Annotated in this window: 9 protein-coding genes; 2 read left to right on the top strand and 7 right to left on the bottom strand. The window is 69.9% G+C overall.

The features are described from left to right. Window positions 1-6: 6 nt before the first annotated feature. The 4 genes from dapB to rpsO all read right to left on the bottom strand — a co-directional run bounded on the left by dapB (window position 7) and on the right by rpsO (window position 5,002). Window positions 7-759 carry a 4-hydroxy-tetrahydrodipicolinate reductase gene (gene dapB / locus SLINC_RS32710; protein ID WP_067440748.1) on the bottom strand — a complete coding sequence of 251 codons (753 nt, stop codon included), beginning with the start codon at window positions 757-759 and terminating at the stop codon, window positions 7-9. A 28-nt stretch (window positions 760-787) separates the two neighbouring features. Beyond that, window positions 788-2,167 (bottom strand): M16 family metallopeptidase, encoded by a 1,380-nt coding sequence (locus tag SLINC_RS32705; RefSeq protein WP_067440745.1) that lies wholly within the window; start codon window positions 2,165-2,167, stop codon window positions 788-790. Further along, window positions 2,164-4,383 (bottom strand): polyribonucleotide nucleotidyltransferase, encoded by a 2,220-nt coding sequence (locus SLINC_RS32700; RefSeq protein ID WP_067440742.1) that lies wholly within the window; start codon window positions 4,381-4,383, stop codon window positions 2,164-2,166. Before SLINC_RS32700 ends, SLINC_RS32705 begins: the two co-directional genes overlap by 4 nt. A gap of 331 nt (window positions 4,384-4,714) precedes the next feature. Continuing rightward, window positions 4,715-5,002, bottom strand: coding sequence for a 30S ribosomal protein S15 (rpsO, locus tag SLINC_RS32695; RefSeq protein ID WP_003993372.1), 288 nt, complete (start codon window positions 5,000-5,002; stop codon window positions 4,715-4,717). A 265-nt stretch (window positions 5,003-5,267) separates the two neighbouring features. Here rpsO and SLINC_RS32690 point away from each other — a divergent pair, with 265 nt between their 5' ends. After that, window positions 5,268-5,558: a DUF397 domain-containing protein gene (locus tag SLINC_RS32690; RefSeq protein WP_067440739.1), complete on the top strand. Its 291-nt coding sequence runs from the start codon at window positions 5,268-5,270 to the stop codon at window positions 5,556-5,558. A 75-nt stretch (window positions 5,559-5,633) separates the two neighbouring features. Here the strand turns inward: SLINC_RS32690 and eccD are convergent, their stop codons facing one another. Further along, window positions 5,634-7,145, bottom strand: coding sequence for a type VII secretion integral membrane protein EccD (eccD, locus tag SLINC_RS32685; RefSeq protein ID WP_067445933.1), 1,512 nt, complete (start codon window positions 7,143-7,145; stop codon window positions 5,634-5,636). Window positions 7,146-7,482: 337 nt separating this feature from the next. On the opposite strand from eccD, the gene eccCa reads away from it, so the two are divergent. Continuing rightward, on the top strand, window positions 7,483-11,457 hold the full coding sequence (gene eccCa, locus SLINC_RS32680; protein WP_067440736.1) for a type VII secretion protein EccCa: 3,975 nt from the start codon (window positions 7,483-7,485) through the stop codon (window positions 11,455-11,457). Between the two features lie 288 nt (window positions 11,458-11,745). Here eccCa and SLINC_RS32675 read toward each other — a convergent pair whose 3' ends face one another. Continuing rightward, window positions 11,746-12,045: a WXG100 family type VII secretion target gene (locus SLINC_RS32675; RefSeq protein ID WP_067440733.1), complete on the bottom strand. Its 300-nt coding sequence runs from the start codon at window positions 12,043-12,045 to the stop codon at window positions 11,746-11,748. Between the two features lie 80 nt (window positions 12,046-12,125). Beyond that, on the bottom strand, window positions 12,126-12,476 hold the full coding sequence (locus tag SLINC_RS32670; RefSeq protein ID WP_067440730.1) for a WXG100 family type VII secretion target: 351 nt from the start codon (window positions 12,474-12,476) through the stop codon (window positions 12,126-12,128). Window positions 12,477-12,505: the final 29 nt, after the last annotated feature.

The raw sequence follows: 12,505 nt of genomic DNA, 5'->3' as shown, positions 1-12,505 counted from the left end.
AGGGGCTCAGTTCAGGTCCAGGAAGTGTTCCAGGCCGAAGGTCAGGCCCGGAGTGGTCACCACGCGGCGGGCGCCGAGCAGGATGCCCGGCATGAAGCTGCTGTGGTGGAGAGAGTCGTGGCGCACGGTCAGCGTCTCGCCCTCGCCGCCGAGCAGGACCTCCTGGTGGGCGAGCAGACCGCGCAGGCGGACGGCGTGGACGGGGACACCGTCGACGTCGGCGCCGCGCGCGCCGTCCAGGGCCGTGGCCGTGGCGTCCGGCGCCGGAGCGGTGCCGGCCTCGCGGCGGGCCTCGGCGATGAGCTGGGCGGTGCGGGTGGCGGTGCCGGACGGGGCGTCCACCTTGTTCGGGTGGTGCAGTTCGATGACCTCGACCGACTCAAAGTAGGGCGCGGCGATCTGCGAGAACTTCATGGTCAGGACGGCGCCGATGGAGAAGTTCGGTGCGATGAGGACACCGGTCTGAGGGGAGCGGTCGAGCCAGCCGTTCAGCTGCGCGAGACGCTCGTCCGTCCAGCCCGTGGTGCCTACGACGGCGTGGATGCCGTGGCCGACGCAGTACTCGAGGTTGGCCATCACCGAGTCCGGCGTGGTCAGTTCGACGGCGACCTGGGCGCCGGTCTCGGCCAGGGTCTGGAGCGTGTCGCCCCGGCCCAGGGCAGCGACCAGTTCCATGTCCTCGGCGGCCTCGACCGCCCGCACCGCCTCGGAACCGATCCGGCCCTTGGCGCCGAGGACCGCCACGCGCAGCTTGCTCATCTTCTTGCTTCCTTAACCGGGGGTGGAGTTAGGCGACGGCTTCGTGGAGACGGGACGCCTGTTTGTCCTTCAGCGGGCCGATGACCGACAGCGAGGGCCGCCGTCCCAGGATCTCGCGGGCGACGGAACGGACGTCGTCCGGGGTGACCGAAGCGATCCTGGCCAGCATGTCGTCGACCGACATCTGCTCGCCCCAGCACAGCTCGCTCTTGCCGATGCGGTTCATCAGCGCACCCGTGTCCTCCAGGCCGAGGACGGTGGAGCCCCGGAGCTGGCCCACGGCACGGCCGATCTCGTCGTCCGAGAGGCCGTGCTCGGCGACGTGGTCGAGTTCGTCGCGGCAGATCTTCAGTACGTCGTGGACCTGCGAGGGCCGACAGCCCGCGTACACGCCGAACAGGCCGCAGTCGGCGAAGCCGGAGGTGTACGAGTACACGCTGTACGCCAGGCCGCGCTTCTCGCGGACCTCCTGGAACAGGCGCGAGGACATGCCCCCGCCCAGGGCGGTGTTCAGGACACCCAGCGCCCAGCGGCGCTCGTCGGTGCGGGCCAGGCCCGGCATGCCGAGGACGACGTGGGCCTGCTCGGTCTTGCGGCCGATCAGCTCGACGCGGCCGGCCGTGCGCAGGGTGCGCCGGCCGTCGCGCGGGGCGATGGGCTCCGCGTCGGAGTCCTTGAGGGCGCCCGCCTTCTCGAAGGCCGCGCGGACCTGTCGTACGACCTTGTTGTGGTCGATGTTTCCGGCGGCCGCGACCACGAGGTGGGTCGGGTCGTAGTGCTTCTTGTAGAAGCGGCGTATGCGGTCGGCGGTGAGGGCGTTGACGGTGTCGACCGTGCCGAGGACCGGGCGGCCGAGGGGGTTGTCGCCGAACATGGTGTGCGCGAACAGGTCGTGCACACAGTCGCCCGGGTCGTCCTCGGTCATGGCGATCTCTTCGAGGATCGCGCCGCGCTCGACGTTGACGTCCTCTTCGAGGATGAGCGAGCCGGTCAGCATGTCGCAGACGACGTCGATGGCGAGTGGCAGGTCGGTGTCGAGCACGCGTGCGTAGTAGCACGTGTACTCCTTGGCGGTGAACGCGTTCATCTCACCGCCGACCGCGTCGATCGCGGAGGAGATGTCCAGCGCGCTGCGCTTCGACGTGCCCTTGAAGAGCAGGTGCTCCAGGTAGTGCGTGGCGCCGTTCAGGGACGGCGTCTCGTCACGGGAGCCGACGTGGGCCCAGATGCCGAAGGTAGCGGAGCGGACCGAGGGGAGGGTCTCGGTGACGATGCGCAGGCCGCCGGGGAGGGTGGTCTTGCGGACCACCCCGATGCCGTTGGTGCCCTTGATGAGGGTTTGGGTACGGGCGACGGCCCGCGCCTCCGAAGAGGTGCGGGCCGTCGCCGTGGAGCTGCTCGACGTCACTTGTCGGTGTCGTCCTTGTCCTCAGAAGCGTCCTCTTCGCCCTCAACCACCGGAATGAGGGAGAGCTTGCCGCGGGAGTCGATCTCGGCGATCTCGACCTGGACCTTCTGGCCCACACCGAGAACGTCCTCGACGTTCTCCACGCGCTTGCCGCCGGCCAGCTTGCGGATCTGCGAGATGTGCAGCAGACCGTCCTTGCCGGGGAGGAGGGAGACGAAGGCGCCGAACGTCGTCGTCTTCACGACCGTACCCAGGTAGCGCTCGCCGACCTCGGGCATCGTCGGGTTGGCGATGCCGTTGATCGTCGTACGCGCGGCCTCGGCGGAGGGGCCGTCGGCGGCACCGATGTAGATGGTGCCGTCGTCCTCGATGGTGATCTCGGCGCCGGTGTCCTCCTGGATCTGGTTGATCATCTTGCCCTTGGGGCCGATGACCTCACCGATCTTGTCCACGGGGATCTTGACGGTGATGATCCGCGGGGCGTTCGGGGACATCTCGTCCGGCGTGTCGATCGCTTCCATCATCACGTCGAGGATGTGGAGGCGGGCGTCACGGGCCTGCTTGAGAGCGGCGGCCAGGACGGAGGCCGGGATGCCGTCCAGCTTGGTGTCGAGCTGGAGAGCGGTCACGAACTCCTTGGTGCCGGCGACCTTGAAGTCCATGTCGCCGAAGGCGTCCTCCGCACCGAGGATGTCGGTGAGGGTGACGTAGTGCGTCTCGCCCTCGATCTCCTGGGAGATCAGACCCATGGCGATACCGGCGACGGGGGCCTTCAGCGGCACACCGGCGTTCAGCAGCGACATGGTGGAGGCGCAGACCGAGCCCATGGACGTCGAGCCGTTGGAGCTCAGCGCCTCGGAGACCTGGCGGATCGCGTAGGGGAACTCCTCGCGCGCCGGCAGGACCGGCACCAGGGCGCGCTCGGCGAGGGCGCCGTGGCCGATCTCGCGACGCTTCGGGGAACCGACGCGGCCGGTCTCACCGGTGGAGTACGGCGGGAAGTTGTAGTTGTGCATGTAGCGCTTGCGGGTCACCGGGGAGAGGGTGTCCAGCTGCTGCTCCATGCGGAGCATGTTGAGGGTGGTGACGCCCAGGATCTGGGTCTCGCCACGCTCGAACACCGCGGAACCGTGCACGCGCGGGATGGCCTCGACCTCGGCGGCGAGCGTACGGATGTCCGTCACGCCACGGCCGTCGATGCGCTTCTTCTCCTTGATCACGCGCTCGCGGACCAGCTGCTTGGTGAGCGAGCGGTACGCGGCGGAGATCTCCTTCTCGCGGCCTTCGAACTGCGGGATCAGCTTCTCGGCGGCGAGCGCCTTGACGCGGTCCAGCTCGGTCTCGCGCTCCTGCTTGCCGGCGATGGTCAGCGCCTGGGCGAGCTCGTCCTTGACGGCGGCCGAGAGGGCCTCCAGGACGTCGTCCTGGTAGTCGAGGAAGATCGGGAACTCACCGGTCGGCTTGGCGGCCTTCGCGGCGAGGTCGGCCTGGGCCTTGCACAGCACCTTGATGAAGGGCTTCGCGGCGTCCAGACCGGCGGCGACGACCTCCTCGGTCGGCGCCTCGGCGCCGCCCTTGACCAGCTGGATGGTCTTCTCGGTGGCCTCGGCCTCGACCATCATGATCGCGACGTCGCCGTCCTCCAGGGTGCGGCCCGCGACGACCATGTCGAAGACGGCGTCCTCGAGCTCGGAGTGCGTCGGGAAGGCCACCCACTGGCCGTTGATCAGCGCGACGCGGACGCCGCCGATCGGGCCGGAGAAGGGCAGACCGGCCAGCTGCGTGGACGCGGAGGCGGCGTTGATCGCCACGACGTCGTACAGGTGGTCGGGGTTGAGCGCCATGATGGTGGCGACGACCTGGATCTCGTTGCGCAGGCCCTTCTTGAAGGACGGGCGCAGCGGGCGGTCGATCAGACGGCAGGTGAGGATGGCGTCCTCGGAGGGACGGCCCTCACGGCGGAAGAAGCTGCCGGGGATCTTGCCGGCGGCGTACATCCGCTCCTCGACGTCCACCGTGAGGGGGAAGAAGTCGAGCTGGTCCTTGGGGTTCTTGGAGGCGGTGGTGGCCGACAGCACCATGGTGTCGTCGTCCAGGTACGCCACGGCGGAGCCGGCGGCCTGCTTGGCCAGACGGCCCGTCTCGAAACGGATCGTGCGGGTGCCGAAGGAGCCGTTGTCGATGACGGCCTCGGCGTAGTGGGTCTCGTTCTCCACTAGCGTTTTCTCCTCGTCTTCGTCCCTCGGCTGCCCGTGTGGCAGGGGGACGGTTGCGGAGAAGCGCTCCGGGCGGTGCGGGCCGGTCTTCGATCGAAGCACCCGGGGCTCACTTCCCCCCGGGGGCCACTACCGAGGACCGGCGGCGGCGAGGTGCGCTTCTCCTCGTTCAGGTCCTACGTGTTCTGTGTCGTGCGTATTGCGTTGTGCTACCACACTACAAAGCGTGAGTGACACTCCGCACGTTCCCGCACGTACGTCAGTGCATTCCGTACGTACGGCAAAGGGAGCGGCCCCCGATCGTTTCGGGAACCGCCCCCTTCACGGCGTCTTACTTGGCGCCCGCCGCACCGCGACGGATGCCGAGGCGGTCGACCAGCGCACGGAAGCGCTGGATGTCCTTCTTCGCCAGGTACTGAAGGAGGCGACGGCGCTGACCGACCAGGATCAGCAGACCACGACGGGAGTGGTGGTCGTGCTTGTGGGTCTTGAGGTGCTCGGTCAGGTCGGAGATCCGGCGCGACAGCATGGCGACCTGGACCTCGGGGGAGCCGGTGTCGCCCTCCTTCTGGCCGAACTCGGTGATGATCTGCTTCTTCGTAGCGGCGTCGAGCGGCACGCGTACTCCTCGTAAGTCTGTGGTGAGCCATCGAGTGCCCCCGGTCTTGGTCTCGGGGGAGCTTCCGTTACTCGGGAGGCGGGGATCCGCTGGGCGCTGCCGCCAGAGCGATGCTCCGGGGGTGCGTACACAAACGGCCGTCACACAGCCTAGCAGGCACTGGCGGGGGTCCTCGCCCCGGTCCGTGAAGCTCCCAGGCCGGGCGGGTGGCGCCACTAGGGTGAGCGTCGGATCGTACGGCACGTCCGGAAGGGGTCGCTGCGGCATGGCGGAGACGGCACAGGAGATCAAGGCACGCAAGGAGCGGGAGAGGGACGAGTTGTACGCCCTCGACATCTCCGGCGTCGAGTGGCGCAGCGCGCCGGGGACCGAGGAGCACGAGGAGCGGGTCGAGATCGCCGATCTGCCCGGCGGGGCGGTGGCCATGCGCTCCTCGCTCGACCCGGGCACCGTGCTGCGGTACACGGAGGCGGAGTGGCGGGCCTTCGTGCTCGGCGCGCGGGACGGGGAGTTCGATCTGGAGCCGGCGCCGCGCAGTGGTGGGGACGTCGAGTAGACGGGATCCCGAACGCGGTCGAGCCGTGCCCCTTCGGCAGGGGCACGGCTCGAGTCGTCTGCGGGTCCGGCGTCGCTAGCTGGTCATCGCACGCGCGCGTGCGTAGACGTCGAAGACGGCCAGGGACAGCGGGATCAGGGTGAGCAGGACGAAGCTCTCGGCGATCTCCAGGAAGCGGCCCCAGAACGGGGTGACCCCTCGCTCCGGGGTGACCAGGCCGATCGCGGTCACCAGAGCGGCGGCCGCGCCGATGGCCGCCGCGAGCCAGACGCTGCGGATGTCGAGGGCGGTGGTGTCGCCCAGGAAGGCGTCGCGGACGTAGTCGTGCGGCGGATTCAGGGCGAGGCCGAGGCCGAGGAAGACGAGGGCGGCCAGGCCCGCGGCCAGGGTGGCGCCGACCTGGGCGGTGTAGCGGAACAGATGGGCGCGCATCAGCATCGCGATGCCGGTGGCGAGGGCCAGGAGCTCCGCCCATACGTTGTTGGAGAAGCCGAGGACGATCGACGCGCCCACGGCGACCAGCGCGCAGCCGCCGACCAGGCCGACCAGGAGCTCGTGGCCACGGCGGGCCTGGGCCGCGACGCGCTCGACGTCGATGGTCTCCTGCGGGGCGGCCTCGCCGGTGTCGTAACCGCCGCCACGGGAGGGGTTCGGCGGTTCGAAGCCGATGGGCAGCCGTGCGAAGCGCATGGACAGGCCCGGCAGGAAGGCGAGCGCGACGACGGCGAGCGGGGCGCAGATGGCGGCCGTCTCGATGGGCCGCAGATCCGTGAGGATCGCGATGAAGCTGGTGATCAGACCGATCGCGGAGGCGAAGACGAAGGCCACGAACGGGCCGTCGCCGCCGGGTGACACCAGGGTGAGGACGACGGCGGCGACCAGGACCGCCGCGCAGGCGAGCAGGAACTGGAGCCGCCCGATGCCCTCGCCGGCGGACAGCGCCAGCAGTCCGGAACCGCCCACCGCGGCGTTCGGCAGCGCGCCGAGGCCGAGGGCGATGGCGGAGCCGCGGTCGTCGTACACACGCGCCCGTACGCCCGCGATGATCACCAGGAGGAGCGCGGTGACGCCGGCGACGATGCCCTGGAGGCTGTTCATGTCGTGGCGGATCTGGGAGCTCCAGGCCACGAACGCCAGCAGGGCGGGCAGGATGCCGCCCGCGACGAGGCCGGCGGCCCGGGTGAGGTCGCCGTTCCACAGGGTGCGGTCCTTGGTGACCGCCGCGGCCACCGCCTCGGACACGTCGTCGAGGACGGCCGGCGGCAGCGACTCGGCGAACGGGCGCAGGGTCAGCAGCTCGCCGTCGAGGATGCGCTGCGCGGCGAAGGACCGCGCGCCGTCGAGGACGGTGCCGTCCCGGCGTACGAGGTGGTACCCGACCGGAGCGCCCTCGGCGGGGCTCTGCTGGGACAGGCGCAGGACTTCCGGGTAGAGGTCGGCGACCGGCACGTCGTCCGGGAGCGCCACGTCGATACGGCTGTCGGGCGCGACGATGGTGACCCGGCAGAAGCCGAATCCCAAGCCTGCCCCGGAAGGGGCTCCGGTGCCCGATCCGCCGGTTGCGCCGGCCGGCGCGGAGGCCGTCATGCTCACCTGCTGTTCCCCCTCGTCGGTGGTGGGACGGCCCGCGGTGCCGCCGCCCCACGCTTCCGCCCGTAAAGATCCTGTGTAGGTTGTGCCGCGCCACCCCCGCAGTCGGTCCACTGGGACGTCTCGCCCGGGGGCCGCAGGGAGGCGCTGGGTTCGAACCGTTGCGGATTGCCCGGTTTTCCCGGCACGATTCGCAACTGCTCACGCGTCTCACCGGCACCCTACCGCCCGCCGGTGTCAGTGGTTGTCAGTAGGATCACGCTTCGCGATCGACGTCCGCCCGACACGGGGCGGCGGACGAAAAATCTCGGTCCGGCAAGGGAATTGGTGCGTAGTGAGCCACATCGTCGTCAAGCGCCCGCCGCGGGCGCTGCCGAAGGAAGTGCCCACGGACGAAGTCGTCCTGCAGCCTCCGCCGGAGCTTCCGCGCGGACAGCAGGAGGGCGCGCTGATGCAGCTCCTGCCCATGCTCGGCATGGGCGGTTCCGTGGTGTTCTTCTTCAATCCGCAGGCCCAGCCCTTCATGAAGATCATGGGCATGGTGATGGTGGCGTCCACGATCGCCATGGGCATCGCGATGCTGGTGCGTTACCGCCGCGGCAACCAGGGGCAGCTGGCCGACATCCGCCGCGACTACCTGCGTTACCTGTCGCAGACCCGGCGTCAGGCGATGGGCACCGCCAAGGTGCAGCGCGACGTGCAGTACTACCTGCACCCTTCGCCGGAGCAACTGTGGGCACTGGTCGCCGAGGGCAGCCGGGTGTGGGAGCGGCGCGCCGGTGACGAGGACTTCGGGCAGGTGCGCGTCGGTCTCGGCGCGCAGGCCCTGGCCACTCCCCTGGTGCCGCCGGAGACGGCGCCGGTCGAGGAACTGGAGCCGCTGACGGCGGGCGCCATGCAGCGCTTCCTGGCGACGCACAGCACCCTCGACGATCTGCCGATGGCGGTCTCGCTGCGGGCCTTCTACCACGTGACGATCAGCGGTGAGCCGGGCACGGTGCGCGGCACCGCCCGTGCGGTCACCGCCTCGCTGGCCTCGCTGCACTCCCCGGACGACCTGGTCATCGCGGTCGCCACCGGGCGTGAGTCGATCCCCGAGTGGGAGTGGGCCAAGTGGCTGCCGCACGTGCAGACGCCGGGCCAGACGGACGGCGCGGGCAGCCTGCGCCTGATCACGACCGACCCGCTGGAGCTGGAGGAGCGCCTCGCCGGCCGCCTCCAGGGCCGCCCGCGTTTCCACCCCGGCGCTCCGCCGGTCCCCGAGCAGCCGCACGTGGTGATCGTCCTGGACGGCGTCTCCCTGCCGCCCACCTCCCTGCTGGCCAGTCCCGAGGGCATGCAGGGCGTGACGGTCCTGGAGGTCGTCCCCGGAGAGCTCACCTACGGGCGCGGTGACCTGTCGGTCGTCGTCCACCCGACGCAGCTGAGCCTGGAGTCGGCGCACGGCATGGTCTACGAGGGGACGCCGGACGTCCTGTCGTACGAGGCCGCCGATGCGCTCGCCCGGCAGCTGGCGCCGCTGCGCATGGGCCTCGGCGGGGACGACGACGAGCCGCTGCTCGCCAACCTGGACTTCACGGACCTGCTGAACCTGGGCGACGCCGGCTCGGTCGACCCGCGGCGCACCTGGCGGCCGCGGTCGCAGTCGGAGCGCCTGCGGGTGCCGATCGGTCTCGGCGAGGACGGCCGGCCCGTCATGCTCGACCTCAAGGAGGCCGCGCAGGAGGGCATGGGCCCGCACGGTCTGTGTGTCGGTGCCACCGGTTCCGGTAAGTCGGAGCTGCTGCGCACGCTGGTGCTCGGTCTGGCGGTGACGCACTCCTCCGAGACGCTGAACTTCGTCCTCGCGGACTTCAAGGGTGGTGCCACCTTCGCCGGTATGGCGCAGATGCCGCACGTGGCGGCCGTGATCACCAACCTCGCGGACGACCTCACCCTCGTCGACCGTATGGGTGACTCGATCCGCGGTGAGCTCAACCGCCGCCAGGAGATGCTCCGCGACGCGGGCAACTACGCCAACATCCACGACTACGAGAAGGCGCGCGCGGCGGGTGCCCCGCTCCAGCCGATCCCGTCCCTGGTCCTGGTGATCGACGAGTTCAGCGAGTTGCTGACGGCGAAGCCCGACTTCATCGAGATGTTCGTCCAGATCGGCCGTATCGGCCGTTCGCTGGGCGTGCACCTGCTGCTCGCCTCGCAGCGTCTGGAGGAGGGCCGGCTCAGGGGCCTGGAGACCTACCTGTCGTACCGGATCGGTCTGCGGACCTTCTCGGCCGCCGAGTCGCGCGCCGCGATCGGTGTCCCGGACGCCTACGAACTTCCGAACGTGCCGGGTTCCGGCATCCTGAAGTTCGGCACCGAGGAGATGGTGCGCTTCAAGGCGGCGTACGTCTCCGGCGTCTACCGCACGGGGTCCCAGCAGACCGCCACGCTCGGCGGGCCGCTCCCCGTCGACCGCCGTCCCGTGCTGTTCACGGCCGCCGAGGTTCCCGTGCAGTACGTGCAGATGCCCCAGCAGCGCGAGGAGGAGCCCGAGGTACGGCAGGACGACGCGCTCGCCGACACCGTGCTGGACGTCATCGTGCGGCGCCTGGAGGCGCAGGGCCCGGCCGCCCACCAGGTGTGGCTGCCCCCGCTGGACAGCCCGCCGTCGCTGGACTCGCTGCTGCCCGGTCTCGCTCCGGTCCAGGGCCGCGGCATGACCCAGCCGGGCTACGAGGGCGCGGGCCGGCTCGTCATCCCGGTCGGTCTCGTCGACAAGCCGTACGAGCAGCGCCGTGACCCGCTGTGGACGGACTTCGGCGGCGCCGCCGGTCACATGCAGATCCTCGGTGGTCCGCAGTCCGGCAAGTCGACGCTGCTGCGCTCGATGGTCGCGTCGTTCGCCCTCACCCACACCCCGCACGAAGTGCAGTTCTACGGCCTGGACTTCGGTGGTGGCGGTCTGTCCTCGGTGGCCGGCCTGCCGCACGTCGGCGGTGTGGCCTCGCGCCTGGACCCCGAGAAGGTCCGGCGCACGATGGCCGAGGTCTACGGCGTGCTGACCCGCCGCGAGGAGTACTTCCGCACCGCGGGCATCTCCTCGATCGCCGAGTTCCGCTCGCGCCGCGCGCGGGGCGACATCTCGGTGACCGACCAGCCCTGGGGCGACGTCTTCCTGCTCATCGACGGCTGGGGCAACTTCCGTACGGACTACGAGGCGTTGGAGCCGCTGGTCCTGGACATCGCGGCGCGCGGCCTGGGGTACGGCATCCACGTGATCCTCACCGCGTCGCGCTCCATGGAGGTGCGCGCGAACCTCAAGGACCACCTGATGAACCGCCTGGAGCTGCGGCTCGGTGACCCGATGGACTCCGAGTTCGACCGCAAGGTGGCCGCCAACGTGCCGACGGGCGTGCCCGGCCGCGGCCAGACCCCGCAGAAGCAGCACTTCATGGCGGCGGTCCCGCGCATCGACGGTCTGTCCTCCGACACGGACCTGGCGGAGGCGACGCAGGCTCTGGCCTCCGAGGTCGCCCGGCACTGGCAGCAGCCCGGCGCCCCCGAAGTGCGCCTGCTGCCGCGCGAGTTCCCGGCGGCCTCGCTGCCCCCGGGCGACCGCTTCCCGAACCGGGGCATCTCCTTCGGCCTCGACGAGGACAACCTCGAGCCGGTGTTCGTCGACTTCGAGCAGGACCCGTTCTTCCTCATCTTCGGCGAGAGCGAGTCCGGCAAGTCGAACCTGCTGAAGCTGCTCATCAAGCGCCTCACCGAGCGCTACGACGGCAACAGCTGCAAGATGTTCGTGATCGACAACCGCCGTTCGCTGCTGGGGGTGACTCCCACCTCCCACCTGGCGGAGTACATCCCCATGTCCAACCAGATGCAGCACCACATGGACGCGCTCAAGGACCTGATGGAGCGCCGCACCCCCACGGCGGACGTCACCCCGGAGCAACTGCGCGACCGCAGCTGGTGGCGCGGCCCGACGGTGTACGTGATCATCGACGACTACGACCTCGTCTCCACCTCCAGCGGCAACCCGCTGGCGGGGCTGACGGAGCTGCTCCCCTTCGCCCGCGACGTCGGCGTCCGCTTCATCCTCGCCCGCTCCAGCGCGGGCGCGGGCCGCTCCGGCTACGAGTCCTTCATGCAGCGCATCAAGGAGCTCGGCGCGCAGGGTGTCGTCCTGGCGGGCGACCCCAACGAGGGCGACCTGCTGGGCAACGTCCGGCCGCGGCCGATGCCCGCGGGGCGGGGCGTGTTCGTCTCCCGCAAGCGGGGGAAGCCGTTGATTCAGGTGGGGTTGGTGGAGGACGGGCAGGTGTGACGTCCGACTGACCTGAGGGACAGGGGCCTTGACCGCTTGGGCGGGCGGGGCCCCTGTTTTCGTGTTGTCGCAGGCGACGGCTCTGGCGGGTTGGGGGCGGTGGGCCGGGTCCCGAGCCGGACAGTGAGCAGGCAAGGACCGTGGTCACCCGCCTCGACCGCACTGCGCCACCGCGCCACCGCGCCTCATGGCCGAGGCCTGCGCGGTAGGCGTCTTCGTGCGGGCACAGCAACGGGGTGGGCGCCTCCCGCGCGCGCCCACCCCGGAATTGCTTCTGTACCGCTCGGCCTACTGGAAGTAGCTGGCGGCCTTCTTGTCACCCTGCATGTAGGTACCGCCGGACGTCGCGACGACGTGGCCGATGCCCGTGAGCGCCTGGTGGATGTCGTTGGCTTCCTTGTCCCAGCGGTGCAGCTTCTCGTTGAAGGTGCCCTGAGCCTCGCCCTCCCAGTACTGGAGGCTGCTCACGACCAGCTTCTTGAGCTCCTGGAGGTCCTGCTCCAGCGTGCTCGCCTCGTTACCGATCTTCGTGGCCGCGAAGTCGAGACCGTCATAAGTGACTTGCAGTCCGTCGGCGTTGTTCGCCATTCCCTCTTACCTCGTCTCGCTGAGTGTGCGTGGTGGGTGCCGGAGCCGGCTGCCCGGCGCAGTCTGTCTGCCCGCTCGGCTCAGTAGGAGCTGAGGGAGGACGGCGGGACGGTGGAAGCGCCGTCCTGGATGTCGATCTTGTTGACCGCCGCGCGGACCTCGTCTTCCTTGCTGTCCTTGATGTTGCGCGTCTGGGTCATCGCCTCGATGACATCGCTGAGGATGTTGCCGATGTTCTGGAGCGACTGGTTGATCTCGGCCTGCTTCTTGTCGAAGGCGGCGCGGCCGATTCCCTGCCACTGGCCCTCAAGGCCGTCGATGACGCCCTGAAGGTTGTGCACGCGCTTCCGGATGCCCTCGTACTTCTCGAACATCTGCTTCTGAAGCTGGACTACTGCGGCATCTTCGAGCTTCTGCTGCCCGCTTGCCATGGTCAGCCCTGCCTTTCCTGGGTCTGTTG

This window comes from Streptomyces lincolnensis, from assembly GCF_001685355.1.
Classification (GTDB): Bacteria; Actinomycetota; Actinomycetes; order Streptomycetales; family Streptomycetaceae; genus Streptomyces; species Streptomyces lincolnensis.
The sequence above is the reverse complement of the archived record's forward strand: the minus strand, read 5'-3'. Positions and strand labels throughout refer to the sequence as shown.